This is a genomic window from Methylibium sp., assembly GCF_035762065.1.
Classification (GTDB): domain Bacteria; phylum Pseudomonadota; class Gammaproteobacteria; order Burkholderiales; family Burkholderiaceae_C; genus Methylibium.
In genome coordinates this window covers 1-24,872 of record NZ_DASTPW010000053.1, presented here as the reverse complement: position 1 = coordinate 24,872, position 24,872 = coordinate 1, and the positions used below count along the sequence as shown (strand labels likewise).

Annotated in this window: 22 protein-coding genes and 1 pseudogene; 1 reads left to right on the top strand and 22 read right to left on the bottom strand. The window is 65.3% G+C overall.

Features of this window, described 5'->3' with window-relative positions; translation table 11 throughout:
* Nucleotides 1-119: 119 nt before the first annotated feature.
* The 21 genes from VFR90_RS16555 to VFR90_RS16455 form a co-directional block, all read right to left on the bottom strand.
* Nucleotides 120-1,160, bottom strand: coding sequence for an MraY family glycosyltransferase (locus VFR90_RS16555; protein WP_326407264.1), 1,041 nt, complete (start codon nucleotides 1,158-1,160; stop codon nucleotides 120-122).
* Nucleotides 1,161-1,194: 34 nt separating this feature from the next.
* A complete protein-coding gene (locus tag VFR90_RS16550; RefSeq protein ID WP_326407300.1) occupies nucleotides 1,195-2,187 on the bottom strand; it encodes an NAD-dependent epimerase/dehydratase family protein in 993 nt (330 codons plus the stop codon).
* 4 nt (nucleotides 2,188-2,191) lie between these two features.
* Entirely contained in the window at nucleotides 2,192-3,091 is a 900-nt protein-coding gene (locus tag VFR90_RS16545) for a glycosyltransferase (protein WP_326407263.1), read from the bottom strand.
* Between the two features lie 58 nt (nucleotides 3,092-3,149).
* Nucleotides 3,150-3,962, bottom strand: a complete 813-nt coding sequence (locus tag VFR90_RS16540) for a 2OG-Fe(II) oxygenase (protein ID WP_326407262.1) — start codon at nucleotides 3,960-3,962, stop codon at nucleotides 3,150-3,152.
* Nucleotides 3,959-4,672: a glycosyltransferase gene (locus VFR90_RS16535; protein WP_414676552.1), complete on the bottom strand. Its 714-nt coding sequence runs from the start codon at nucleotides 4,670-4,672 to the stop codon at nucleotides 3,959-3,961. Before VFR90_RS16535 ends, VFR90_RS16540 begins: the two co-directional genes overlap by 4 nt.
* A gap of 136 nt (nucleotides 4,673-4,808) precedes the next feature.
* Nucleotides 4,809-5,630, bottom strand: coding sequence for a glycosyltransferase family 2 protein (locus VFR90_RS16530; RefSeq protein ID WP_326407260.1), 822 nt, complete (start codon nucleotides 5,628-5,630; stop codon nucleotides 4,809-4,811).
* The gene (locus VFR90_RS16525; RefSeq protein ID WP_326407259.1) at nucleotides 5,627-6,715 is read right to left on the bottom strand and encodes an NAD-dependent epimerase/dehydratase family protein; all 1,089 of its coding nucleotides are present in this window, start codon (nucleotides 6,713-6,715) and stop codon (nucleotides 5,627-5,629) included. The genes VFR90_RS16530 and VFR90_RS16525 overlap by 4 nt, the downstream gene beginning before the upstream one ends.
* 4 nt (nucleotides 6,716-6,719) lie before the next feature.
* Nucleotides 6,720-8,198 (bottom strand): hypothetical protein, encoded by a 1,479-nt coding sequence (locus VFR90_RS16520; RefSeq protein WP_326407258.1) that lies wholly within the window; start codon nucleotides 8,196-8,198, stop codon nucleotides 6,720-6,722.
* 49 nt (nucleotides 8,199-8,247) lie between these two features.
* Nucleotides 8,248-9,528, bottom strand: a complete 1,281-nt coding sequence (locus tag VFR90_RS16515; RefSeq protein WP_326407257.1) for an O-antigen ligase family protein — start codon at nucleotides 9,526-9,528, stop codon at nucleotides 8,248-8,250.
* A gap of 9 nt (nucleotides 9,529-9,537) precedes the next feature.
* On the bottom strand, nucleotides 9,538-10,500 hold the full coding sequence (locus VFR90_RS16510) for a class I SAM-dependent methyltransferase (RefSeq protein WP_326407256.1): 963 nt from the start codon (nucleotides 10,498-10,500) through the stop codon (nucleotides 9,538-9,540).
* A 142-nt stretch (nucleotides 10,501-10,642) separates the two neighbouring features.
* Nucleotides 10,643-11,512, bottom strand: a complete 870-nt coding sequence (locus tag VFR90_RS16505) for a hypothetical protein (protein ID WP_326407255.1) — start codon at nucleotides 11,510-11,512, stop codon at nucleotides 10,643-10,645.
* A gap of 84 nt (nucleotides 11,513-11,596) precedes the next feature.
* A complete protein-coding gene (locus VFR90_RS16500; protein WP_326407254.1) occupies nucleotides 11,597-12,253 on the bottom strand; it encodes an FkbM family methyltransferase in 657 nt (218 codons plus the stop codon).
* 194 nt (nucleotides 12,254-12,447) lie between these two features.
* Nucleotides 12,448-13,194, bottom strand: coding sequence for a 2OG-Fe(II) oxygenase (locus tag VFR90_RS16495; RefSeq protein ID WP_326407253.1), 747 nt, complete (start codon nucleotides 13,192-13,194; stop codon nucleotides 12,448-12,450).
* A gap of 48 nt (nucleotides 13,195-13,242) precedes the next feature.
* A complete protein-coding gene (locus VFR90_RS16490) occupies nucleotides 13,243-14,514 on the bottom strand; it encodes a lipid II flippase MurJ (protein WP_326407252.1) in 1,272 nt (423 codons plus the stop codon).
* Between the two features lie 81 nt (nucleotides 14,515-14,595).
* Nucleotides 14,596-16,068 (bottom strand): mannose-1-phosphate guanylyltransferase/mannose-6-phosphate isomerase, encoded by a 1,473-nt coding sequence (locus tag VFR90_RS16485; RefSeq protein ID WP_326407251.1) that lies wholly within the window; start codon nucleotides 16,066-16,068, stop codon nucleotides 14,596-14,598.
* Nucleotides 16,069-16,243: 175 nt separating this feature from the next.
* A complete protein-coding gene (rfbC, locus tag VFR90_RS16480; protein WP_326407250.1) occupies nucleotides 16,244-16,807 on the bottom strand; it encodes a dTDP-4-dehydrorhamnose 3,5-epimerase in 564 nt (187 codons plus the stop codon).
* A gap of 2 nt (nucleotides 16,808-16,809) precedes the next feature.
* On the bottom strand, nucleotides 16,810-17,691 hold the full coding sequence (rfbA, locus tag VFR90_RS16475; protein ID WP_326407249.1) for a glucose-1-phosphate thymidylyltransferase RfbA: 882 nt from the start codon (nucleotides 17,689-17,691) through the stop codon (nucleotides 16,810-16,812).
* Nucleotides 17,692-17,761: 70 nt separating this feature from the next.
* Nucleotides 17,762-18,667 (bottom strand): dTDP-4-dehydrorhamnose reductase, encoded by a 906-nt coding sequence (gene rfbD, locus VFR90_RS16470; protein ID WP_326407248.1) that lies wholly within the window; start codon nucleotides 18,665-18,667, stop codon nucleotides 17,762-17,764.
* On the bottom strand, nucleotides 18,664-19,749 hold the full coding sequence (gene rfbB, locus VFR90_RS16465; RefSeq protein ID WP_414676551.1) for a dTDP-glucose 4,6-dehydratase: 1,086 nt from the start codon (nucleotides 19,747-19,749) through the stop codon (nucleotides 18,664-18,666). The genes rfbD and rfbB overlap by 4 nt, the downstream gene beginning before the upstream one ends.
* 115 nt (nucleotides 19,750-19,864) lie before the next feature.
* Nucleotides 19,865-21,037 (bottom strand): Wzz/FepE/Etk N-terminal domain-containing protein, encoded by a 1,173-nt coding sequence (locus VFR90_RS16460; protein ID WP_326407247.1) that lies wholly within the window; start codon nucleotides 21,035-21,037, stop codon nucleotides 19,865-19,867.
* Nucleotides 21,034-23,025 (bottom strand): SLBB domain-containing protein, encoded by a 1,992-nt coding sequence (locus VFR90_RS16455; protein WP_326407246.1) that lies wholly within the window; start codon nucleotides 23,023-23,025, stop codon nucleotides 21,034-21,036. The genes VFR90_RS16460 and VFR90_RS16455 overlap by 4 nt, the downstream gene beginning before the upstream one ends.
* A gap of 178 nt (nucleotides 23,026-23,203) precedes the next feature.
* On the opposite strand from VFR90_RS16455, the gene VFR90_RS16450 reads away from it, so the two are divergent.
* A complete protein-coding gene (locus tag VFR90_RS16450; protein ID WP_326407245.1) occupies nucleotides 23,204-24,670 on the top strand; it encodes a DEAD/DEAH box helicase in 1,467 nt (488 codons plus the stop codon).
* 12 nt (nucleotides 24,671-24,682) lie between these two features.
* Here VFR90_RS16450 and VFR90_RS16445 read toward each other — a convergent pair.
* Nucleotides 24,683-24,872: pseudogene (locus VFR90_RS16445) on the bottom strand (SAM-dependent methyltransferase); the annotation flags it as partial.

Genomic DNA, 24,872 nt, shown 5'->3' with positions numbered 1-24,872 from the left:
TAGTGCTGAGCTTGCTGCACAGCCGCATATCGCAGCGCGGCGCGGACGGCGACTTGTGCGCGGTTGTTGCGAGGCCGCCGCGCTGACCGGCGATGGCCGGCACGAGTTCGGAGCCTGCCTTAGGCGGCTGCTTGCTGCGCTGCTCGGTCGCCGGCCTTGTAGTGGAAGGCCAGCTTGAGCAAAGGCGCGAAGGCGATGGCGACGCCGAGCACGCCGTCGAGCCAGCCTTTCGCCACCAGCAGTGCGATCGGCAGCAGCCAGAACACGTTGAGCGCCGCGCAGGCCAGCGTTACGGGCCGATGCCCGCCATGCACCCGCGAGGCGTACTGATAGGCATGGCTGCGATGCGCCTCGTGGAACTTGTCGCCGCGGCGATGCCTGCGCACCAGCGTCGTCGTCGCATCGACGAAGAACACCCCGATCAGGATGAACCAGCACCAGAAGAGCCGCGGCGCGTCGAGCGAACTCCACAGCGACAGCGTGCCGAGCGCCATGCCGATGAAGCCGCTGCCGGCATCACCCATGAAGATTTTCGCGGGCGGCCAGTTCCATATCAGGAAGCCGGCGACGCAGGCCGCAAAGCCGACCGGCACGAACCACGGGCCCTGTGGAGCAGCAATCCACCAACACAAGGCGGCGCCGAGCGACACGGTGATGGCCTCGACGCTGGCGATGCCGTCGATGCCGTCCATGAAGTTGACGAGGTTGACCATCCAGACCAGGTAGGCGGTGGCAAGGGCGAGGCCGAACCAGCCGAGGTCGACGTGGAAGCCGAGCATGGGCACGCGCGGCAGGCCGCCCATCAGCGCCAACACGAACACGGCGCCGCCGATATGGATCGCGAAGCGCAGGCGCGCAGGCACGGGCCGGCGGTCGTCGAGGTAGCCGATCAGGGCCACGGGCAGGCTGCTGCCCCACAGCGCCCAGGCCAGCTTGGCTTCCACGAAGCCCGCGATCCACCAACCCACGATCAGCGTCGAGTAGCTCGCGACGATCGCCACGCCGCCGCCGCGCGGCGTGGGCAGCACGTGCGAGCTGCGCGCGTTGGGTTGGTCGATGAGTTGCGTGGCGATCGCATGGCGTCGCATCAGCGCCGTGAGCGCCCAGCTTGCGGCCAGCACCACCGCCAACTGTCCGGCGATTCCGGCGAGCGCTGTCAAGCCGCACGGCGTGACCAGGACCCCCGGCGCGAAGCTAAGCATGTGCGACACCCTTGCGCCGCACGTCGGCGAGCGACATGGCCGCAGTTTCACGCAGCGCCTCGCGCGCGCGGCGCGGCGGCACCCATCCAGTCGCCGTGCGGAACGCCGAGGCATCGACCCGCAGCTCGTCGGCCAGCTTCGCAACCGCCGCGCCGCGGCCGAGCATCCGGGCGGCCAGACGCAGCGCGGATTCGGGCACGTTCACCACGCAAGCAGGATTGCGGCCGAAGCCGATGGCCAGCTCCCGGGCGATGTCGGCGACGCTGACGTCGTCGCCATCGCACAGCACGAAGCGCCCGCCAGCGGCGTGCGGGTGATGCAGTGCCAGCTCGATCGCATTGCAGAGGTTGTCGATGTGGATCAGGCTGCGCAGGCGGTGCAGGCCGCCGAGCGGTACCAATGGAAGCCGCTTAACGAGTGCGAGCAACTGACCGAAGTTGCCGGGTGCGCCTGGGCCGTAGACGAGTGGAGGGCGCAGCACGACCAGTTCGGTCGGGCTGCCGGCCAGCACCTCGGCCACCGCCTCTTCACCTTGCAACTTGCTCACCGCGTAGGGCTCCTCGGGCTTCGGCGGATCGGCTTCGGTGACGGGCCGGCCGCGGGTGTGCGAACCGTGCACGCCGATCGAGCTGATGAGCACCACGCGGCGCAGCCCGGCCGTGCGCGCCGCGTGTGCCAGGGCTTTTGCGCCATTGACGTTGGCTTCGCGAAAGGCCGCTTCGGCGGCCGCTGCGGCGGTATCGTGCAGGCGGTGTGCACGTGCGGCGAGGTGCACTACGGCGTGGCAGCCAGACAGTGCAGCAGCAAGGGCCGGGGCGTCACCATACGTCGAGATCCGAAGCGCCTTTTTCCCCGATGAGTCCGGCGAGTCCGCGCGCGTAAGTCGCTTGACGTCGATGCCCTGCGCGCAAAGCTGACTGACGAGCGAACGTCCCACAAAGCCACTTGCGCCAGTGACCGCACACCTAGTCAGTGTCTTAGGCACAAAGTCAGGCACGGGGCATTACAAGAAAGAAGAGCGCGAGAACAAGACCATCCCACAAACGCCGCCGAAACTGGCGTACGCCAAGTGTCAGGTGAAGACGATCGCGCAACCGGAGCCGTCGAACCGCCTCGACGACTTCAGCAGACTCTCCTACCGAGTCCGCAATCGCGAGGATGTCGCGTCGGTAGGCACCTGAGCGCACGTGGTTCAGTCGGTTTAACGCTGCTTTCCACCCCGCATTGACGCCGATCTCGTTGCGGCCGTGTTGCCGGTACAGCATGCAGGGCCGGTCATCGATGTGCCAGCGTCCGCCCCGACAACGCACGAAAGCGTAGATCAGCCAGTCGTGGACCCAGATTGACTGGATCCGCTCGAAGTTCTGCGTCACGAATGCCCGAAGATCCTCGAACACGCCACGCGGCAGCACGAACGTGCATCCCGGGCCGGGTGATCCGAACAGGTGGTCGAAGCGGCGCTGCGGCTGGGCCTTGTCGATCAGGAGCTGCGTGCCGTCCGGCCAGAAGGCCGTGACGTTGCTTGAGTAGCCGTGGGCAGCGTGGGAGCGAAGGCACTCGATCCCACGCGCCAGCTTGCCGGGCAACCAGATGTCGTCCTGGTCAGAGAGCGCAAAGTACTCGGCGTCGCTCAGTTCGGCATCCCGTATCAGGCGAAGAAAGTTGCGGTGTGCGTTGCCGAAGCGCGTGCCCGCGGTCGGCATCATCGAGAGGCTTTTTTGCTTCTCCCATTGCGCGAGTAGTTGGGGTGTGCCATCGGTCGAGCTGTCATCACTCGCAACGACAAAGACTCGCACCCCTTGTTGTTGCACGATGCTTCGCAATTGTTCGTTGAGCCAACTCGCGCCATTATGAGTCGCCAGAAGCACGCGAACGTTTGGCATCGTCATGGCAAGCCCTGCACAAAGGTCGGCGCCAACGCATGGAATGGCGGGCGGAGGGAAAGGCTCACTTCTTGTCGTAGTAGTGCTTGTTCTTCAGGAGCCCCTGCGGAAAGAGCTTCCTTATCGACGTGCGTAACGCAACATCGCCCCGCAGCACAAGGTCTCTGACCTTCTGCCCTGGGCGGCCTCGGAACGAGGTGACGTGAAAGTAGGACTCGCTCTCAGCAGGTTCCCGCGAGAAGTAATAGTTCGACACACAACAGCGTTGGCCCTGAATAGCAACCGGGGAAACGGAGTGCCAAGACTTCGTATGCGTGACCATGATCGCAAGCCGATTGAACCGGCTCTCGATCGTGATCTGTGGCTTCGCGGTCCCACCCGGCCAGAGTTCGAGATTGCCCCCGTTGGCCAAGCTCCAGTCGGGTGACACGTAGTACAGCAGGTTGAGGACGCGATACCGGTCCTGGCTCTTGTCGTGCGAGTTGTCTATGTGAGGGTTGAGGAAGTGGCCCTTGGACATCATTGAGATGCCGCCCGCGTAGAGCTCCGCATCGGGTTCGAGGCCGCGCAACCCGGTAACCTTGCCGACCAAATCGACGATGCGCGAATCCTGAAAGGCGAACAAGGCCTCTTCCAAGATCGGGTCATACCGGTCCATCTGCGCTGCGATGTACTTGTACTCACGCAGGCTCCTCTTCACTTTCATCGAGCTTCCCGCGGGGTAGGCAGCCCGGATGCGCTTCACCAGTTCGACTGGAAGGAGGTCGTCAACGAAGCAGTGATTGATAGGGCCCGAGCCCTGCCACTGATCGGTCATGACCCCCTGCAGCGAGACCAATCTCTGGAGCATCAGGTCGGCAATTTCGTTTCGGTTCATCCAAGTTCACCATTCGGTCCACAGGACCGCCAGAGGCACACCGCTAGAGCGCCCAACACATCTATCCGAAGGCCGATCTTGCGCCTGAGGCCGTTGCGAGAGACCTCGCCGGTGTTCGACACGTTGCCGGCGTGCCGCCGGTAAAGCATGAGTGGGGTGTCCACTTGAGCCACCCGCCCGCGCAGCGATGCCTTCAACCCCAGGAGCCAGTCATGCAATGGCGTCTGTACCGGCAAGGGCAGCACGCCTCTCAGCAACGATCGGCGAAAGCCCATGCAGCAGCCGACGAAAGAGCTGGTCTTCACGAGGTTGCGCCAGAACCCGGGCCCAGGGCAGATCTGGTCAAACAGCGACACGCCGGTCGGCTGTAGGTGTTCGTCGACCACCCACGCGTTGCAGAACACGAGCTCGTGGTGCTTCAGTTCGTTTCGAAACCGGCTGGCCCGACCTGGCAGCCAGACGTCATCCTGGTCGGCGAGAAGTACGTAGTCTCCTCGCGCATGCGACAGCACTCGGGAAAAGTTCGGGACAACGCCGCCCACGCGATCTACGGCGACGATCGTCAGCGCGGGCTCATAGCGACGAAGAAGTTCCCGCGTCGTGTCGTCGGAACCGTCGTCCGCGACCAGGAGTTCATCGCCGGCTTCGAGCTGCTCGATGATGCTTTCGATCTGCTTGGCCAAATAGGGCGCACCGTTGTAGGTTGCCATGCAGACGCTGATGCGATCGCCGAGTGTTGGCTCCGTGCTTCGTTCGGTCTCTACCGTCATTGGATCTCGGTCGCATGCAGCAGCGCACTCGGTAGGCCGAGTGCGGCCGAGCCCGCGCGACACTGCAGCGATTGCCTCACTCATGCAATGCAACGGCGAACTCCTTGGCAACGACCTGCGCCAGATCGAATCGGCGGTAGCGCAGGCAACGTGCGAGCGCTCGTACGTGAACGACGAGGATTTCGCGGAACGGGCGCTTCTGCCATCTCAGGAAGCGTCGTTCGCTGACCAGAATATTGCGGTAGCGCCAGCCCGGCAAAGTACCGAACTGATCGGACACGGACAGGTTGTGCGCGATGCATCGTTCGGTGCGCTCGATCCGCAGCCCGGCTTCGGCCATCTTCACGCTAAGCCAGTAGTCGATCCCGTCGAGCCAGAACTCGTCCGGAAAGCGCAACTGCCGCAGGAACGGCCCGTCGCGCAGGCAAAGCCAGCCAATGATGTAGAAGTTAAGCGCAATGCCGCGCTTACGGAACGGCGACACGCAGCGTGCCCCCGATATCAACGTCGGTACGAAGGCCTCCCTGTCAGGCTGCCGCCTCAAGCCATCGAGCAGCCAGGTCAGATACCACGCCTCGACCCAGCCGTCGGCATTAAGAAAGAGCGCTGCATCTGGCGCCTCATCCAGCGCGATCTGCAGCCCCGCGTTGTATCCGCCGGCAAGCCCACGGTTGTCGCTGCGCAGCACCTCCCGGTAGCTCAAGGCGCCAGCCTGATGTTCTTCGATGACAGGATCGTCGGCAATCGTCCCGTGCGCCGCATTGCAGACCGACACGACGGACAGGTGCGCGAGTAGCTCCTGCGGCAACCCGGCCAGCGACTTGCAGACTGCGCTATGAGCGAATGGCTCTTGGTACGTGACGACGCACACAGCCAAGCGCACAGGCTTCTCGCTCATCGTGCACCCTTGCTCCGCTCTGCGAACCATGCGGCGTAGCGTGCAATGCCTTCCTCGAGGGTCACCCGAGGCTGCAGACCAAGGCACGTATGAGCCCGGGACGTGTCTGCGACCGCGCCGAGCACGTCGCCTGTCCGAAAGTCGTTGGTCGCGATGATCTCGGAGCTTGAGCCGTAACGATTGCGCAGCATGTGCGCCACGTCGATCAATCGCGCAGCACGGCCGGTTCCCCCGTTCATGATCATCGGAGCGCCGATGTCCTGCGGCGCGCGCTCGGTGGTGGCTAGCGCATGCAGCAGTGCGACGGCATCGCTCACGAAGATGAAGTCGCGCACGATCAGGCCCCGCTCGAAGACCCTGACGGTGCTGCCCTCGAGGAGCGCCTGCGAAAACCAGTTCAGCACGCCGGTGTATGGGTTGTCGATCGCTTGCCCTATGCCGTACACGTTTTGGAACCGTGCGATGCGCACGTCGAAGCCACCTGCGCAGAGGGTCAGGCGCAGCAGATCTTCGCCACATGACTTCGTCAGGCCGTAGACGGAAAGCGGGCGATGAGCATCGTGCTCGACGCTGCCCGCGAGTTGCAGCGGGACCGAGCAATGCGGGCACATCGGCGCGAAACGTCCGGCGTCAAGGGCCTCTCGGCTGCGATCTGCGGGCTGCGTCCCGTGGGCGGGGCAGTGCCACCGGCCCTCGCCGTAGACCGCCCGCGACGACGTGAAGATCACCCGGGTGCGCTCAGGCGCTCCGTGCGCTCGGATGGCTTCCACGATGGCCGCCAGTTTCGAAAGGTTCTCGGCCACCGTGAAGCTCGGCCGTGCGAACGAACTGCCGGTGCCCGTGTCTGCGTTCAAGATGAAGACATCGGTGCTACCTGCCAGCAACTCGGGCCAGCGGCCGATCTCGGCCGCGTCGGCGGTGAAGATCCGATCCGGATGCCGCAGCTTCGAGCAAAGCCGTTCGTGCTCCGACAGGCTGCTGTGTGACGGACCGTCGAAGCGGTCGACGAGGGTGACCTGCTCGTAGGTCTCACCATGACCTGCGTAGTAATTCGATCCGATGAAACCGCCGCCACCGAGCAGCAAAGCTCTACGCATTGCGCTGCCCCCGCACCCAGTGAAGCGCCCGCTTAGCGACCGCCAACGAAGCACGCACCATCGGTGTGTTGTGCTTGCTGAATCTCGCCACCGTGTGGGGGGGTGTGTACAGCTCGTCCTTCAGACGCTCGGCGCGCGGCAGTGCGAGCGGATTGCGTTCGCCATGCTCCGTCTGCCAGAGCAGGCCCGGACGGACCCAACCTCGCTTCACATCCTGGACGATCGCGTCGAAGGAGATTTGGCGGTCGGCCATGGCGGCGAACAGCGCATCAAACCAGATCGGTGCCAGCGGATTGACCGCAGAAATCCATGGTTGCCGGTCCATGTCGGTGAAGTGCAGCAGTCGGGTGCCTTCCTCGAACCGTTCGAGCGAATTCCATTGGTAGGGCAGGCCTGCGCGCTTCGAGGGTTCGAAGCTCAGATCGAACATCGCGGATTCGTAGGTGCTCTTCGACAAATCGACGATCCGATCGAAATCCCATGCCGCTCGCGCGCAGTCGATCACCATGACGCTGCACTGGGGTGCGCGGCCGCTGGCGGGCGGCGCTTCCGCCGAAGTGATTGCGACCTGCGGATCGCGCAATGCGAGCAACTCCGCAACGTCGTGGTAGACGAGCATGTCGGAGTCGAGGTACACCGCCACGCCCTCATGCCGGTTGAGCGTGGGGATCATGAAGCGTTGCAGCGAGAACGCCGTGCGCCCTCCGGCGTCGTGCCCCGGCTCGATCAACTCGTTGAGACGATGGACCCGCACCGGCATGCTGGTGTGACGCAGGATGCTGTGCTCCAGCACTCGCGCGGGCAGTTCCTGGGGCGGTTCGCAGCCGACATAGATGTTCAGGGGTGTTTCGTTGGCGCGTTCCATCCGGAGGCCTTTGCTTAAAGCGATCTTGCGAAGGATCGGGAACTGCTTGTCGTAGCCGTTGTGCAGCTGGGTGCCCAGGGGCGAAGTGCCGATGGCGCTGCTGTAGCCACGGCCGCCGTCGACGCCCAGCGTCGTGATATCGGAGGCTCCGGCCTCGGCAAGCAGCTGGAGCAATGACGAAAGCGACACGAGATTGGGCGGAAATACATTGAGCTCACCGCCGAACGCTGGTGCGCGGGTATGAAAGTAGTACAGCCGTTGCTGCCGTTCAAAGACCGAAAGGGGCCCGTCTTCCGAGGCCAGCTCCAGCAGGCTCTGCTGGAGTGGCTCCGAGCGGCTCTTGCGCCATGTCCGGCGGTTCGGATGCCAGGGCAGCACGACCTTGCATGTGCTGGCGATGAGGCTGTCTGCGATCTCGAGCATGGGCTCGATGTCGATGAAGAAGGCGATGTCGACCGGGAAGCTTGCGGCGACTTGGTTGATGCCGACGACGGTACGGCCCTGCACGGCGGCATCGAAGGCTTCGCGCGTCAACGAAGGACCTTTGCCGAGTATCAGCACCTTTTTGTACTGATGTTTGTCCAGCAGGACTTTTCCAGGTTTCATGCGCGCTAGTGTGCGAGTCTGGTGCCGGGCAAGAACTGCTGACATTGCATCAATTTAATCTCTTAATTGGGGGCAATGTATTAAGGGCCAATGTCCGCAGAGCGAAAACTGCGATCAGTACAAACGACAGTCCAATTGGGTTGTTTAGGTAGGGATTTGTCGCCGTCTGTATGTAAACAAGAAATGTGGAAAACATGAATGCGGTTGCGAGTGGGAAGTTCTTGTCTTTGCGCCTTACTTTGCTGTAATAGTAGAGTCCCAGCAGAACTGGAGCGAACCAAAAGACCATTGCAGCTAATCCGTACTTCCATACTATCATCAAATAGCTAATTTCAACATTGGTTCGTCCGTTCAGCGCGGCGCCAAACCCACGGCCGGTGATAAGCGTTTGGACATCGAGGTTCTCGTTGAAGTACTTGATGTCGTCAGTCCGGACTGCGTTAGAGCTCTCGCGCTGCTCTAACAGTTCTGCGCCGCCATCGTCTGGTGCGTAAACAAACAAGAAACCGGACGCTACGACCAGGAATGAGCCCAGGATGATAAGTAGTTTCCATTTCCGCATCGCAAAGAGGAACATGACAGCAGATAACGCCGTTGCAAGTACGAGACCGCGTGTCAGCGACATTATTAGTGCTGCCAAGACGATTGCAAGCATGATTCCTTTAAATCTTGAGTTAGAGGCCAAGATAAATATTGCGCCTATTCCGAGGTAGAGAAATCCCTTGAAGAACAAGAAGCCGCCGCCGCGAAAGAAAAACTCTGTGCTCTCGTTCAGCGAGGTATACAAAGTGTCGTAATTAAGTGCCCCAACAAACACTGCAAACAACGTGAGCAAATATGCGCACGCCATTGCCACGGCGGACCAGCGAACTACAGTTGCCACTTTCGCAACTGTATCGTGCTTCATCAGTGCGATCGCAATGAACGGTGCCGCGAGCCAGTATGATATTGGAGATAAATCCAGAAAAACATCTTCGTCGGTTACTGACGAGACGCTGGCCAAGACAAACGCTGGAAAGTGAACTATGACAAAAAGCGCAGAGAGCACCAGACCAAGAGCAAGCCCACCCGCAATGCGGTCTGCTAATACGATATAAGCCGCGGAGGCGACGAGTGCGATTGCAAACAACATCATCCTGGGGCTTATCGCCCCAGTGTCCAACAGGCGTCCGCCGCCGCCAACAAAGAGCTCCGCTGCCGTAATAAGGAAGAGTACGCTGATGGTCTTTGCGAGAAATTCGCCGATCTGTCGTCGAGAACCTCTTTTCGGAGAACGTCGCAACGCGAAATGCGCCAGTGACGCATCGTATTGATTGGCGAGTTCCCCCATATACGTCAACTAGCTGGCGACCTTACGCCACAAGCTGCGGAGTCGAACGACGGGTTGTCTCAGAACCGCAATTGACTGCAAACGTCGACGCACGGTCCAGCGCCACGCGGTACCGGCAACCATCTCCATCCGGTGCCACGCGGGCGCCTCCGATGTCGGGTTCGTCGTCGATGCGTCGCCAAGCGCTTGCGTCGCCACACGCGCCACGACCCGGATCGATCGGGGATGGTGGGGCGGAGCATGGCGCTCGATCGAAGTCGGTTCGAACCCGCCGCGCCGCAGCAGGCTGGCGAGCGTGCTTTCGGTGAAATGCATGATGTGGGCGATGTGCAGGTCGCCGACGGTCGTGTACTCGAGCGCATCCGGCACATCCACGTAGATCAGGCCGCCGGGCGCCATGGCGGCGCGGAGTTCGCCCAGCAGCTTCACCGGTTGCGGCAAATGCTCAAGTACGTGGTTGATGACGACGGCATCGAGCGCGCCGAAGTCGGACAGCCGTGGCCCGACCGTTGCGCGACCTTGCTCCGCCGCGAACCGCGCGAATTGCTCGTTGAGCTCAACACCGTAGAGCTGGCCTTCGAACCCCGCCTCGCGTAAGGCGACGAAGAGCGATCCCTCGCCACAGCCGTAGTCGAGCAACCGGGTCTCAGAGCCGAGGCGCAGCGCCTGCATCAGGAAGCCCGTGGTGTAGCGCAGCCTCACGTCCTTGTGAAGCTTGGCCACGTAACGGGCATCGGGGTCGACGACGCCTTGGTAGAAGCGCCGGTAGTGATGGGCGTAGAAGTCGTCGAGCTGGCGCTCGTCAGGCCGGGGGTTCGTCTGGAGCAGGCCGCAGCCAACACACCCCACGGTCTGCAGCCCAAAGAGATGCCGGTCCTGCCGGGCCAGGACCTTGAACTCGAATCCACCGCATAGCAGGCAGGGCTGTCGCTTGAAGTCCAGTTGGGGGCGTGATGACAAAGCAGGGTTCATGGGCAATCAGTGTGCGGTCGACTTTGCCTGGCATAGCGGCGCCTCACCAACAGGCCGCCCGGCGAGTGGTCAGTCGGCGAGTCGCTGGGTCGGCGCTGAGCCTGCAGACGCCCCTGCCCGCGAGTTGGACATCGACAGGGCCTCAGTCGTAGGGATTGGACAGCACAGCGACCGACTTGCGACGATTCCGTACGTATTCGATCGAACGAAACTCGTGGTCAAAAACGTGCGCCAGATAGATCTGCCGGTGCCAAATCGGTCGTTTGAAAAGACGGCTTTCGGTCAGGAAGTTTGCAGGCGCGATGCGGCGCGCGGGATGCGACGCGTCGGCGTTGAACTCCTTGATGGCGAGCAACTCCCCGCAGAACTCGTTGTGGTCGATCGCGTGCACGTCGTCGAAATATGTGAACACATAGGGCAGGTAATTTGACGCGTCGAAGAGCAGTACATCGAGCGCTTCGCATGCGCTCCAGTAATAGTCGACGTCAATGCTAACCGCGCCGATCGGCACTCTGGACTCCTGCCGGAAACGGGCGATCGAGACCGGCAGCTCTCCGAAAAGAATGCGCGCGTTCTTCGGCAGGCGTTCGAGCAGGCGCTCTCGATTGGTGAGCGGAAAATCGCCGGTGAAGTACTTTTCTGGATGATCGCGGTAATCCCGGGGCGGCGGCATTCCGGCGCCGGAGTCGAAGCCGACGATCTCAAACTGGATGCCGGTTTCGCGTGATATCTCGTTAGCGATCGCGCACAGGTTCATCAGGCCGGCGCCGTTGGCGACGCCGAATTCAAGGATCGCGATCTTCGGCACGCCGTACTTCACCGCCAGATCCGCTGCTTGCTGCACGCAATAAGCGTAGGGCTGACGGACGACGAGGTCGTACTCGATCTTCTTGCGCACGCTTCCGAACAGTGCGACGAACAAGGAAGCCACGTTGTAGAGAAGCGGCTCGCCCAGCCGCTCCAAGTACAGGCGCCGCCAGATTCTTGGCTGGCGCAGCTTTTTCCAAATCATGTCTTCTCAACCTGGTTACTCGAAAAAACCACTTGAAATGAAAGCGCCAGCCCGAACCCGGCACGCGCCAACTCGACGGAACCCCTAGCCGGCCGACGGGCGGAACACCGCGTTGTGAGCAATGTCTTCGATGGGTGCACCTTTCGATCGAGCAAGCTTTCCGGCCTGGGTGAAGTGCCGATAGGCGATGTCGTATCCGCATTGCCGCATGAAGTCGGTGATCTGATCCTGTTCGCCGACATTCAATTCGACTTGGACTGCGCGGGGGCGCGATGCACCGCGTAGCAGTCCGGACATCCCTCTGAGGATCGCGATCTCGTTGCCGTCCACGTCGATCTTGATCAAATGCGGCGCGCGGATCATGCCCTGCGTCAATAGGGCATCGACACTGGTCGAGAAAACCATCTCCGAGGCGACTGGGTCAAATTCGCGATCGGATCCTGGAATGCGTCGATGCCCGAGTTGGCTGGCCGTAGAGGCCGACTCCAGCGAAGCATAATGGAAGGCTAAAACGCCTTCGCGATCAGACAGGGCACAGGAAAAAACGGTCACCTTGCTGCCGAGTCCGTTGGCGCGGACATTGCCCATCAGCGTAAGCGCATTCACCTTGTGTGGCTCGAAGGCGTAGACCGCTCCCCTCTCGCCCACCCGCACCGCTGCCGCGATGGTGTAGATGCCAATATTCGCACCGATGTCCATGAAGACATCCTCGGTGCCTACTTCGGCTTCGATCCATGCCATCGTTCCCTCTTCCTTGATCCAAAGGGAAATCGGTCGCCACGCATCCATCCCGGTTTCGCAAAGATAGAGTACTTTGTGCCCACGGTCATCCAGGCGCACCGTTATAACGAGAAGTCTGCGGATGAGCGCAACGAGCCTGAGAAGGATTCTTTCTGCCAACGTGACCGAACGACACCCATTAGAGCGAAACATCGCTAAATCTTGCTTTCAATGTTGACGGTCAAGGTCTTTCGCAGCGCCGCCCGGCCGGTACCGCGCATCGGTGACACCGAGTGCCAAGAGTTGAAGGTCTTGACAAAGATCACGCATTGGTTGGGATCGAAGGGAAGCGATCGCAATACCTCGACGTCGCTGAAGTCAATCGAACGGTTGACATGGTTGTAAATGCGTGTCCGATCTGTTGGCAGCACGATGTCGGTCCCACCGCCCCACGACGGCTCCCACTCACCGGGCGCCGTCATTGAAAACACGAGCGTAATCAGCTTGTTCGCTGCATCGGTGTGGGGCTTGATGTGCCCACCGTCGGCCTCCATCATCGAAAACTCAAAGCGCGCGCTCAATTCCTCGCGGCGCAGGAGGCGGCTGAGCGACGATGCACGCGCGCCGATCGGCTTCCGCGATGCCGCCCGGTATCGGCGGATGCCAAGGTCAATGTGACGCCCCTTCATGAACTCGAGGATCTGCTCGATGAACTCGTCGCTCTTGACGTGTGTGTAGAAGTCCCGCCATGCCGCGTGCGTCCGGATGAAGTCCGCGTACAGACTCGCGTTGTTGACCTCCGAAAGCGAGTACTTGTTGCCCAGCGCCGGCTTGAACTCGAACAGTTCCTTGCCCGGATACGTGCTGCGAAGGCGTTCATAGATATTGGCCTCGAAGGCCGGGCGGATCAATCCGATGGGATACGGTTCGTAAGCGAACTCGGCTTGTTGAAGGTTCAACATCGTTCTAGTTGGAATGAATTTCGGAGCTGTGCGTGCTGCCGATTGTGATCATCGGCCTGCCTGCCTGATGTACCGATCAACGGCAAAGTGATAGCAGGCCCAGACGCCGAGCACGTAGATCGACGTGGCTGCGGCCAGACCTGGGATGCCGTAGTGGCTGAAGAGGACGCCTTTTAGCGCAAGGCTTGCGAAAAAGGCCGTGACTCCGATCCCGGTGGCGACGCGGGTTCTCCGAAACGCATAGAGCACGGCCGTCGCGCAGGATGCGCTCACCGCGGCAAACGCCGAAGGCAAGAGAAGCAGGCAGGTCGTGAAAATCACGTCTGCAGGGATCGGGTCGATGCGCAGCAGCCAAAGAAGTAGGTCGCGCCAGATCGGGCGCAGCGCCAGCAGGGCAAGCCCGGCAGCGGCGACGCCCAATACAACGCGAATCAGACACCGCCGGTAGCTGCGCCTCAGTGCCGCGAAGTCGCCCCGCTCGATCTGCCGAGTGAATTCGGGAGACGCTGGAATCAACACCGCTCGCTCGAGAACCACTGTCATCGCATTGATACCCATTTGCGCGATGTTGAACAGCGTCATGCCGCCGCCGTCCGCCTTCGAACTCCAGTAACGGTCCACCAGGGGCCCGGTCTTGATCAAGAGGCCACCACCCATCACAACGCGCAGCTCGCGCCACACCTCGCGGCTCGTCTGCGTCGAGCGAAGGTTCACGCCCGGAGAACCGCTCTGGCGGAGATGCACCACGTACACGAATACTGCACGGGCCAGGGTGATCCAAGCTGCACCCTCGACGCCGTAGTACGGAACTGCGGCGAGCAGCAGCACGATGGCCGCTATGGCCCCGCCCAGCGTCGCCACTTCGGCTCTCATGAATGCACCTGTCGCGCGCATTGCGGCCGTGAGCAGACCGGACATTGCGGTGAAGACGCCGGCAAGAAACAGCGGCCCGCTCATCCGGCTGATCTGGTCGTGCTGAACGGGGCTGAGACCCGGAAACAGGATCCTTGACCACCATGGCGAAGCCAGCCAGAGGATCACCGAAAGCGCCAGAAGAAACTGCAGCGTCTGCCCTAGAGCAATTGCCTGGGCCGACTGCAGGTCCGCCGTGTCGTGCGCAACGCGCGCGAAGCGCGGAAGCCAGACGTTCTGGAACGAGGCCGTCATGACGGCGCCCAGCACCATCGGCACCGACTGAGCGGCGATGTAGGCGTCGGAGCTCAAGCCCACGCCAACGATGCGCAAGACGATCAGCTGCCCGACCAAACTCGCGGCCAGCTGAATTGCCGCGATTGCCCCGAGCGATAGGCCGGTTCGCATCAAATGGATTCGTGCCCATGGCGAGCGCCTCAAGGAAGCCCTGGTCTGACAGCCGAAGAAGGACTGACCAGAGTCATCGGATCAATGCCGGCCGTAGGTATCCTCAAACCTCACGATGTCATCCTCCCCCAGATAACTCCCCGACTGCACCTCAATGATCTCCAGCGGCGTCTTGCCCGGATTCGCGAGGCGGTGGGTTTCTCCCAGCGGGATGTAGGTGCTCTGGTTCTCGCTCAGAAGAATCTTTTTCTCCCCGCACGTCACCTCGGCCGTGCCACTGACGACGATCCAGTGCTCGGCCCGGTGGTGGTGCATCTGCAGGCTCAACGAGGCGCCGGGCTTGACCATGATGCGCTTGACTTGAAAGCGCGCGCCCGCGTCGACGCTGTCGTACCAGCCCCAAGGCCGGTGCACCTTGCGGTGCAGGTTCTGTTCGCCGCGGCCCGTGTGGCCCAGCGCGGCGACGATCTGCTTGACGTCCTGGCTGCGGTTGCGGTGGGTGACGAGCACGGCGTCGGCCGTCTCCACCACCACCACGTCCTCGACGCCCGCGACGCCGACGAGCCGGCTGGTGGCATGCACGTGCACGTTGCGGGCGTCGTGCAGCAGCACGTCGCCGACAACCGCGTTGCCGTTGCCGTCCTTCGGCGTGGCCTGCCAGACGGCGTCCCAGGCGCCGAGGTCGTTCCAGCCGGCATCGAGGGCGACCATGCGGACCTTCGTCGCGTCGGAGGCGCTGCCTCGGGAGCAGGGCTCCATCACCGCATAGTCGACCGATTCGGACGGCACGGCGGCGAATGCCGCTGCGTCCGGGCGCACGAAAGCCGCGTCGTTCTTGCGCCCAGCCCAGGCCGCGCGCGTGGCGGCGAGGATGTCCGGCCGGTAGCGCTCCAGCGCCGCCAGCCAGACGGACGCGCGCAGCACGAACATGCCGCTGTTCCAGAAGTAGTGGCCGTCGCTCGTGTCGGTGATGTAGCGCTGCGCGGTCGCGGCGTCGGGCTTTTCGACGAAGGCGCGTACGTTGCTGACTTCCGCGTGCGAGGCGGCATTGGCGTGGATGTAGCCGTACCCCGTCTCGGGCCGCACCGGCTTGATGCCGAGGATGCAGATGGCGCCGTCTGCCGCGACGCGCACCGCCTGGCGCAGCGCGGCGGTGAAGGCGGCGCCGTCGGCGACGGTCTGATCCGAGGGCGTCACCACGAGCACCGGATCGGCACCGTCGTCGGTTGCCTGCAGCGCGGCGAGAGTGAGCGCAGGTGCGGTGTTGCGGCCGGACGGCTCGAGTACCAGGCTTGCGCCGGCATCGAGCTTCACTTCGCGCAACTGCTCCATCACGAGGAAGCGATGGTCCTCGTTGCCGATCACGAGCGGCGCGCCCACGCTGAACTCGGGTGCCGCTACCGCCGCCAGCCGCTGGACCGCCTGCTGGAAGAGGGTGTGCTTGCCGGTCAGGGCGAGGAACTGCTTCGGGAAGCCCGCGCGCGAGAGCGGCCACAGTCGGGTGCCGCTGCCGCCGGCCATGACGACGGGTTGAACGGAGAGCGGCGTGTTCATGGAGCGGTGCAGATCGTCCCTGGGAGGTCCGGGACCGCGGTCGCCGGAAAGTCGTGTCGCCCAACCATCAGGCCAAGGCCCGGGCCGGCGCGGCCGGAGCCGACGGTGTGCCGTTCGGCCGGCGCGCAGTTTAGTCGCTCACCCGTATGGGCCCGCCTGAAAGCGGGCCCGCGGGTCAGGGCAGGTCCGCAGCATCGAACCCCGGCGCGGCAGCGTCTTTTGCAGCGACGATCGGCTCGGCGCCGAGCGCCGGCCAGCCGATCCCGAGCGTCGCATCGTCGAAGCGGATGCTGCGCTCGCAGTCTTTCGCGTACACGTCGGTTGTCTTGTAGAGGAAATGGGTGTCGTCCTCGAGCGCGATGAAGCCGTGCGCGAAGCCCTCGGGAATCCAGAGCTGCTTGCGGTTCGCCTCGCTCAGCTCGACGCCGACCCAGCGCCCGAACGTCGGCGAAGCACGCCGGATGTCGACCGCCACGTCCCAGGCCGAGCCGCGCACGACGCGCACCAGCTTGCCTTGCGCGTGCGGCGGCAGCTGGTAATGCAGGCCGCGCAGCACGCCGCGCTTCGAGCACGAATGGTTGTCCTGCACGAAGGCGCGTGGTGCGGGCAGACCCAGCTTCGCGAGTTCGGCATGGAAGCGCGGCTCGTTGAAGCTCTCCATGAACCAGCCGCGGTCGTCGCCGAAGACGCCCGGTTCGATAAGGACGACGTCGCGGATCTCGGTCGGTGTGAGCTTCATCGTTAGAACACCCGGTCGTTCAGCAGCTTGAGCAGGTACTGGCCGTAGCCGTTTTTCTTCAGGGGGTCGGCCAGCTTCTGCACCTGCGCCGCGTCGATCCAGCCGGCGCGGAAGGCGATCTCCTCGGGGCACGCCACCTTCAGGCCCTGGCGCTTCTCGAGGGTGGCGATGAACTGACCGGCCTCGAGCAGGCTGTCGTGCGTGCCGGTGTCGAGCCACGCGTAGCCGCGGCCCATGATCTCGACGCCGAGCTGGCCGGCCTTCAAGTAGCGCGCGTTGACCTCGGTGATTTCCAGCTCGCCGCGCGCGGAGGGCTTGATGTCCGCGGCGATGTCGCAGACCTGCCGGTCGTAGAAGTACAGGCCGGTGACCGCGTAGCTGCTCTTGGGCTTGGCGGGCTTCTCTTCGATGCTCACCGCCTGCTGCCGCGCGTCGAACTCGACGACGCCGTAGCGCTCCGGGTCGTGCACGTGGTAGGCGAAGACGGTCGCGCCGTCGTCGCGCTCGGCCGCGCGGCCGAGCAGCGTCGCGAAGTCGTGACCGTAGAAGATGTTGTCGCCGAGCACCAGCGCGCTCGGCGCGTTGCCGACGAAATCGCGGCCGAGCACGAAGGCCTGCGCCAGACCGTCGGGCGAAGGCTGCACGCAGTAGCTCAGGTTCAGCCCCCACTGCGCGCCGCTGCCGAGCAGCGCCTCGAAGCGCGGCGTGTCCTGCGGCGTGCTGATGACGAGGATGTCGCGGATGCCGGCCAGCATCAGCGCGGCCAGCGGGTAATAGACCATCGGCTTGTCATAGACCGGCAGCAGCTGCTTGCTGACGGCCAGCGTCGCCGGGTGGAGCCGCGTGCCGGAGCCGCCGGCGAGGATGATGCCTTTGCGTTGCATGGGATCGTCAAGCTCCGAGGTAGCGGACGGGGCCGGGGTAGTTCTTCAGTTCGCGATCGACCGCGTCGGGCTAAGCCGGGGTCTTGTGCACTTCGTCGAGCATCCGGTCGACGCCGACGCGCCAGTCGGGCAGGTGCAGGCCGAACGTCTGGCGCAGCTTGCGGGTGTCGAGACGGGAATTGAGCGGGCGCCGTGCGGGTGTCGGGAAGGCCGACGTCGGCACGGCAGCAATCGCGTCGGCCGCCACCTTGATCGGGTGGCCCCGCTCGCGCGCCCATGCGATGACGTGCGTCGCATAGCCGTGCCACGTCGTTTCGCCCGCCGCCACCGCGTGGTAAGTGCCGCCGAGCACCGGCTGCAGGCGCAGCTTCTGCAGGCACAAGGCGGTGACGTCGGCCAGCAGCTCGGCGCCGGTCGGCGCGCCGTGCTGGTCGTCGATCACGGTGAGCTTGTCGCGCTCGGCCGCCAGCTTGAGCATCGTGCGCGCGAAGTTGCCGCCGCGCGCCGCATAGACCCAGCTGGTGCGCAGGATCAGGTGGGTGCAGCCGCTCGCGCGGATCGCATCTTCGCCTTCGAGCTTGGTGCGGCCATAGGCGGACAGCGGCGCGGTCGGCGCGTTCTCGTCGCGCGGCTCGCTGCCGGAGCCGTCGAAGACGTAGTCGGTGCTGTAGTGCACCAGCGTCGCGCCGAGCGCCGCCGCTTCGCGCGCCAGCACGCCGGGCGCCGTCGCATTGATCGTGCGGGCAAGCTCCGGCTCGCTCTCGGCCTTGTCGACCGCGGTGTGCGCGGCGGCATTGACGATCACGTCGGGCCGCACGGCCCGCACGGTCGCAGCAAGCGTTTCCGGCTGCGTGAAGTCGGCGGCAAGCGGCGCGGGACTGTCGAAGTCCAGTGCGACCACCTCGCCGAGCGGCGCCAGCGCACGCTGCAGTTCCCAGCCGACCTGGCCGCCCTTGCCGAGCAGCAGCAGCCTCATGCGGCACTCGCGGCGCGCGCCGCGTAGTTGGTCGCGAGCCAGTCGCGGTAGCCGCCGCTTTGCACTTCGCGCACCCAGTCGCCGTTCGCGAGGTACCACTCGACGGTCTTGCGGATGCCGGTCTCGAAGGTCTCGGCAGGCCGCCAGCCGAGTTCGCGCTCGATCTTGCGGGCGTCGATCGCGTAGCGGCGGTCGTGGCCCGGCCGGTCGGCGACGAAAGTGATGAGCCGCGCGTAGCTGCCGGCCGCATCGGGCTTCAGCTCGTCGAGCAGCGCGCAGATGCGCCGGACGATGTCGATATTGGCCTGCTCGTTCCAGCCGCCGATGTTGTAGGTCTCGCCGAGCCGGCCCCTGGCGAGCACCGCGCGGATCGCGCTCGTGTGGTCCTTCACATAGAGCCAGTCCCGGATCTGCTGACCGTCGCCGTACACCGGCAGCGGCTTGCCCGCGAGGGCGTTGACGATCATCAGCGGGATCAGTTTCTCGGGGAAATGCCAGGGCCCGTAGTTGTTCGAGCAGTTGGTCGTGACGACCGGCAGCCCGTAGGTGTGGTGCCAGGCACGCACGAGATGGTCGCTCGCCGCCTTGCTGGCCGAGTAGGGGCTGTTCGGCTCGTAGGGATGCGTCTCGGTGAACGCCGGCGCGCCGGGCTGCAGCGAGCCGTAGACCTCGTCGGTGCTGACGTGATGGAAGCGGAACGCCGCCTTCGCGTCGCCGTCGAGCGTGCTCCAGAAGCCGCGCGCCGCTTCGAGCAGCGTGAAGGTGCCGTCGATGTTGGTCTTCATGAACGCGCCGGGGCCGTGGATCGATCGATCGACGTGGCTTTCGGCGGCGAAGTGGACGACGGCGCGCGGCCGGTGCTCGGCCAGCAGGCGGTCGACCAGCGCGCGCTCGGTGATGTCGCCGTGCACGAAGACATGCTTGGGATGGCCCTGCAGGCTCGCCAGGTTGCGCAGGTTGCCCGCGTAGGTGAGCGCATCGAGGTTGACGACGGTCTCGTTCGCCGTCGCCGGATCGGCCAGCCAGTCGAGCACGAAGTTGCTGCCGATGAAGCCGGCGCCGCCGGTCACGAGAAGGGTCACGTCTTGTCCTTGCGGTTGGATGCTGGTGGCAAGTGTCGTCCGCGACGGCCGCGCGGCTCGCGCGACACCCGGTTTGCGGGAGCGCCCGAATTCACGGATGGCGCCGACGCCGCCGCTAGCGGCGGCCCAACGCCCGGCGCAGGTCGGCCAGCTTGGCAGCGGTTTCCGGATCGCCGGCCGACTGGCGCCAGAAGTGCCGCGTCAGCACCCAGGCGATCAGCGCCAGCAGCGCCACCGCATAGCCGCCGGCGGCGATCAGCGCGCGCTTGGGCTTGCTCTTGTATTCGGGCGGCGCCGCGGTATCGACGACCTGGATCAGCGCGCCCTCGCGGCTCTCGTCCACGCGCGCCAGCTCGTACTGCCGCGCGATCAGTTCGAACAGCGTCTCCTGGTACTTGAACTCGCGGTACTTGCTGATGTATTCGGAGCCGCCGCCGGTCTCGCTGTTGCGCTCGAGCGCGGCGACCTGGCCGCGCAAGGCGCCGACCAGCGTCGATTGCTGCTGGACCTCGGGCGTGGCGTCGGCAAGGTTGCGGCGCATGGTCTGAAGCTTCACCTCGGCCGCCGTCAGCTCGGCGCGCAGGCGCGCGTAGACCTCCGCGGCGGCCTTCGGCTCGGCCTTGATCGCGCCTTGCGCGAAGCCGCTGGCCTCGAGCGCCTGCTGGGCGTTGGTGAGCTTGTCGCGCGTGCTCTTCAGCTCGCTCTCGAAGAACACCCGGCGCTGCTGCGCCTCGCTCAGCGCGAGCTGGTTGTTCAGGCCGCGCAATTCCTCGATGTAGTCGTTGGCGATCTTCGCGGCGCGTTGCGGGTCTTCGTCGTCGACCTCGATCGTGATCAGGCCGTCTTTCTTGCCCGCGGTGATGCGCGTGTTCGAGCCGAGCTCCTTGCGCGTCTGGAAGCGGTACTCGTTGTCGTAGACCTTCATCAGGTCGTAGCGGTCGATCAGCCGGTCGGCCACCCGCGTGCTCTGCATCAGTGCGACGTACTGGTCGGCCGGGCTCTTCAGCGCGCTGCCGCCACCGAGGCCGCCGGCCAGGCCGGCGAGCGCACCCAGCTGGCCGAGCGCCGCCGCGGCCGAACTCTGCTGCTGCTGCGGCGGCAGCATCGACGCGCGCGCGGTGTAGGTCTTCGGAAGCAGGTGACTGAGGCCGAAGGCCGCGGCCGCGACGAGCAGCGGCGCGACCAGCAGCAGCCAGCGCCGTTCGGCCAGCGGCACCGCCAGGTCGAGCAGGCCGATGCCTTCGTCTTCCTCGTAGGGATCGGTGTCCCGGGGCGTGACGGCGCTCATCGCTGGATCGCCGTCACAGCGGCGGCGCCGAGGCCCAGCTGGTAGAAGATCTGCGACAGGTCCTTCAGGTCCTGGACCCAGGTCGTGCGGTTGACCTCGTCGGGCACGAAGATCGTGTCGCCCGCCTGCGCCTGTACGCCTTCGATGCTGCCGCCGCCGAACCAGGTGCGGCGCTGCCGGCTGCTGACGACGCTGCCGTTCGCGCGGATCACGAAGACGCCGCGGGCGTCGGCGGTGTCGGTCGGCCCGCCCGCCAGCTGCAGGAAGTCGCTCGCGGTACGGCCGTCGGACCACAGGAAGCTGCCCGCGTTGTACACGCTGCCGAACACGCCGACGGTGGTCGACACCGGCGGGATGTAGATGCTGTCGGCGTCTTCGAGCGCGAGGTTCGGCAGCTCGGTGGCGCTCGGCTGGAGCTGCAGCACGACGCGGCCGTTCGGCTTGAGCTTGCGCAGCTTGTCGACGAGGTCGGAGGTGCCGGTACTGCGCGCGGTGAGCGCCGCGGCTTGGTCCGCCGAGTCGATGCGCTGGGAGGTCGCGGCCTTGGTGTAGGCGACCTCCAGTTCGCGCAGCGCGCGGTCGTAGTTCTCCTGCTGCGTGATGCGCACGCTTTCGCGCTTGAACTCGGTGCCGAAGACGTAGGCGCCGGGCGTCAGGCCGCCGGCCGCCTGGATCGCGTCGTTGACCGAACTGTTGGGCGGCAGCACGTAGTCGCCGGGCCGCGCGACCTCGCCCTCGATGCGCACCCGCTTGTTCTGGCGCTGCACCGACAGCGTCGCGTCGACCGCGCTGAAGGCGCGCAGCACATCGCCGCCCAGCAGCTTCGCGCCCGCCTGCGCCGGCAGGTTGAGCTCGACGATGCGGCGCTCGCCGCGGTCTTCGAGCCGTTCGATCGTCAGGCGCCGCGGATCGCCGACGGTGTTCAGGCCGCCCGCCATCGCCAGCACGTCGCTCACCGTTTCGCCGGGCTTCAGCTCGAACACCGCCGGCCGGTTGACGCTGCCGATCAGAGCGACCTGCGGGCCGACCGGGCCGACGTGGATCACGTCGTCGGGCTGCACCACGCGGTCGCTCTCGCGGTTGCCGCGCAGCAGGAAGTCGTAGAGGTCGAAGCGCGATTCCAGCTTGCCGCCGCGGCGCAATTCGATGTCGCGAAAGCTCCCCGAAGGCGCCGGACCGCCGGCGGCCAGCAGTGCCTGCGTCAGCGTCGACAGGCTGCTGACGCTGTAGGCGCCCGGCTTGTTGACGAAGCCGGTCAGGTAGACGCGCACGCCGCGCAGCTGGCCCAGGCTCAGGTTGAGCTGGAAGTTCTTGAACACCTGCGCGACGCGCCGCTCGATCACCTCGGGCAGGTCGCCGAACTTCACACCGCCGGCCTGCACCGAGCCGACACGCGGGATGCTCACGCGCCCGGTGCGATCGACCTTCAGCTTCAGGTCGCCGTTGACCGAGCCCCACAGCGTCAGCAGGATCTCGTCGCCCGGCTTGACGACGTAGTCGGCCGGCACCAGCGGGCTGAACTCGGCGACGTCGCGTTCCTCGGTCTGGGTGACCAGCTCGGCGCCGAAGCGCCGGATGATCGGCCGCGGCCCGACCAGCCGCTGCACGAACAGCTCGAACTCGCCGCGCGGCGCCGGCGGCTGCATCGTGCGGCGCGTGCCGTCGCGGCGGGCGTCGTCGAGGCCGTCGGGCGGCAGCAGCTGGCCGGTGCGGGGGTCGCGACGCTCGCGCTGCTGGCGGTCGCTGCGGTCGTTGCGGTCGGTCGGCGCATTGAGGTCGATGCTGCCGCGGTCGCCGGGGCGCTCGTTGCGCTGGTTCGGCTCGGGCTGCTGACGCAGCTGGACCGGGCCGTAGAGGTCGGACTCGGCGTCTGGGTCGGTGTCCTGCGAGCTGCGCTGCGCCCAGGCGCCGGCGCCGAAACCGGCCGTCGCGAAAGCGATGACCAGCGGCGCGGCCCAGGCGCGGGCGAAAAAGGTGATCGAACTCATCGGCGAGGTGGGGGCGGTCCGCCGGCTTCGACACATCGCGACGGCTGAGCCTTCGCATGTGGCCACGGTGACGCGGGTCGGTTCGGGAAGCGGCGGATTCTAGGGGCCGGACTTGTCCGACCCCGGCGCTGTGCAAGGCGGTTCGGGGCCAGGGAGAAGCGACGCGGATAATCCCGCGATGCTTCACACCGACTCCGCTGCGGCGGCCGACATCGCGGCGAGCGCGCCGACGAACCCCGAACCCGCGCGCTTCGACACGCTGGCCCTCGACCCCAAGCTGCTGCGCGCGGTCGCCGATTCCGGCTACCAGACGATGACGCCGATCCAGGCCAAGGCGATCCCGCTGGTGCTGGCCGGCCGCGACGTGATGGGCGCCGCCCAGACCGGCACCGGCAAGACCGCCGCGTTCTCGCTGCCGCTGCTGCAGAAGATGCTGCGCCACGAGACCACCAGCGTTTCGCCGGCGCGCCACCCGGTGCGCGCGCTGGTGCTGGCACCCACGCGCGAGCTGGCCGACCAGGTCGCGAACAGCGTCAAGGCCTACTCGAAGCACACGATGCTGCGCGCGACGGTGGTCTTCGGCGGCATCGACATGAAGCCGCAGACGCTCGAGTTGAAGAAGGGCGTCGAGGTGCTGATCGCGACGCCCGGCCGGCTGCTGGATCACATCGAGGCGAAGAACTGCTCGCTGGGGCAGGTCGAGTACGTGGTGCTCGACGAGGCCGATCGCATGCTCGACATCGGCTTCCTGCCGGACCTGCAGCGCATCCTCAGCTACCTGCCGAAGCAGCGGCAGACGCTCCTGTTCTCCGCGACCTTCTCGCCCGAGATCAAGAAGCTGGCGCAGAGCTATCTGCAGGATCCGATCCTGGTCGAGACCGCACGGCCGAACGCGACGGCCTCGACCGTCGAGCAGCGCTTCTACCGCGTCGAGGAAGACGACAAGCGCGCCGCCGTGCGCCAGCTGCTGCGCGACCGCGCGATCACGCAGAGCATCGTCTTCGTCAACAGCAAGCTCGGCGCCGCGCGGCTCGCGCGCGCCTTCGAGCGCGATGGCCTGAAGACGCAGGCGCTGCACGGCGACAAGAGCCAGGACGAGCGCCTGAAGGCGCTGGCCGCGTTCAAGGCCGGCGAGGTCGACCTTCTGGTCGCGACCGACGTCGCCGCGCGCGGGCTCGACATCGCCGACCTGCCGGCCGTCTTCAATTTCGACGTGCCCTTCAACGCCGAGGACTACGTGCACCGCATCGGCCGCACCGGCCGGGCGGGCGCGTCGGGCCTGGCGATCACGCTGGTGGCGCGCGACGACGCGCGGCTGACCGCCGAGATCGAAAAGCTCATCAAGAAGAAGCTCGACATCGAGCCCTTCGAGGTCGAGGACGAGCGGCCGCGCCGCTTTGCGCCGCGCCGCGAGGAACGCGATGCTGCGCCGCGCGAGACCGCGGCGCGCGAGGAGCGGCCCTCCTTCGCCCGCCGCGCGCCGGCGCCGCCGGCCGATCCCTTCTTCAGCCAGCCGTACGAAGCGCAGAGCGATGCGGAGCCGGCCTGGGAGAAGGCCGCGGCGACGCCGAGCGCGACCGGCTCGCTGCGCTCGAAGTACATCAAGACGAAGAAGAAGGTCGCGTCGCTGCTGGGCGGCTCGTGAAGCCGGGCCGCGTCAGGCCAGCAGCATGAAGACCGCGGGCAGGTCCGCCGGCAGCGCCGGGCGTTCGCGGCACCAGCGCTCCACCGTGGCGCTGCGCACCCAGCCTTGCGGCAGCGTCAGCGCGCAGGCGACCGCGAGCCGGGTGGCCGGTGCCAGCGTCTCCAGCAGCGCGCCGAGCAGCGCGGCGTTGCGGTAGGGCGTC

Excerpts from the sequence above, each read along its gene's own strand:
- VFR90_RS16510 (WP_326407256.1), bottom strand. The coding sequence starts at position 10,500 with ATGAACCCTGCTTTGTCATCACGCCCCCAACTGGACTTCAAGCGACAG.
- VFR90_RS16505 (WP_326407255.1), bottom strand. The coding sequence starts at position 11,512 with ATGATTTGGAAAAAGCTGCGCCAGCCAAGAATCTGGCGGCGCCTGTAC.
- rfbC (WP_326407250.1), bottom strand. The coding sequence starts at position 16,807 with ATGAAGCTCACACCGACCGAGATCCGCGACGTCGTCCTTATCGAACCG.
- VFR90_RS16520 (WP_326407258.1), bottom strand. The coding sequence starts at position 8,198 with ATGAAACCTGGAAAAGTCCTGCTGGACAAACATCAGTACAAAAAGGTG.
- VFR90_RS16515 (WP_326407257.1), bottom strand. The coding sequence starts at position 9,528 with ATGGGGGAACTCGCCAATCAATACGATGCGTCACTGGCGCATTTCGCG.
- VFR90_RS16450 (WP_326407245.1), top strand. The coding sequence starts at position 23,204 with ATGCTTCACACCGACTCCGCTGCGGCGGCCGACATCGCGGCGAGCGCG.
- VFR90_RS16500 (WP_326407254.1), bottom strand. The coding sequence starts at position 12,253 with ATGGCATGGATCGAAGCCGAAGTAGGCACCGAGGATGTCTTCATGGAC.
- VFR90_RS16495 (WP_326407253.1), bottom strand. The coding sequence starts at position 13,194 with ATGTTGAACCTTCAACAAGCCGAGTTCGCTTACGAACCGTATCCCATC.
- rfbD (WP_326407248.1), bottom strand. The coding sequence starts at position 18,667 with ATGAGGCTGCTGCTGCTCGGCAAGGGCGGCCAGGTCGGCTGGGAACTG.
- VFR90_RS16455 (WP_326407246.1), bottom strand. The coding sequence starts at position 23,025 with ATGAGTTCGATCACCTTTTTCGCCCGCGCCTGGGCCGCGCCGCTGGTC.
- VFR90_RS16490 (WP_326407252.1), bottom strand. The coding sequence starts at position 14,514 with ATGCGAACCGGCCTATCGCTCGGGGCAATCGCGGCAATTCAGCTGGCC.
- rfbA (WP_326407249.1), bottom strand. The coding sequence starts at position 17,691 with ATGCAACGCAAAGGCATCATCCTCGCCGGCGGCTCCGGCACGCGGCTC.
- VFR90_RS16460 (WP_326407247.1), bottom strand. The coding sequence starts at position 21,037 with ATGAGCGCCGTCACGCCCCGGGACACCGATCCCTACGAGGAAGACGAA.
- VFR90_RS16530 (WP_326407260.1), bottom strand. The coding sequence starts at position 5,630 with ATGAGCGAGAAGCCTGTGCGCTTGGCTGTGTGCGTCGTCACGTACCAA.
- VFR90_RS16545 (WP_326407263.1), bottom strand. The coding sequence starts at position 3,091 with ATGACGATGCCAAACGTTCGCGTGCTTCTGGCGACTCATAATGGCGCG.
- VFR90_RS16540 (WP_326407262.1), bottom strand. The coding sequence starts at position 3,962 with ATGAACCGAAACGAAATTGCCGACCTGATGCTCCAGAGATTGGTCTCG.
- VFR90_RS16485 (WP_326407251.1), bottom strand. The coding sequence starts at position 16,068 with ATGAACACGCCGCTCTCCGTTCAACCCGTCGTCATGGCCGGCGGCAGC.
- VFR90_RS16535 (WP_414676552.1), bottom strand. The coding sequence starts at position 4,672 with ATGGCAACCTACAACGGTGCGCCCTATTTGGCCAAGCAGATCGAAAGC.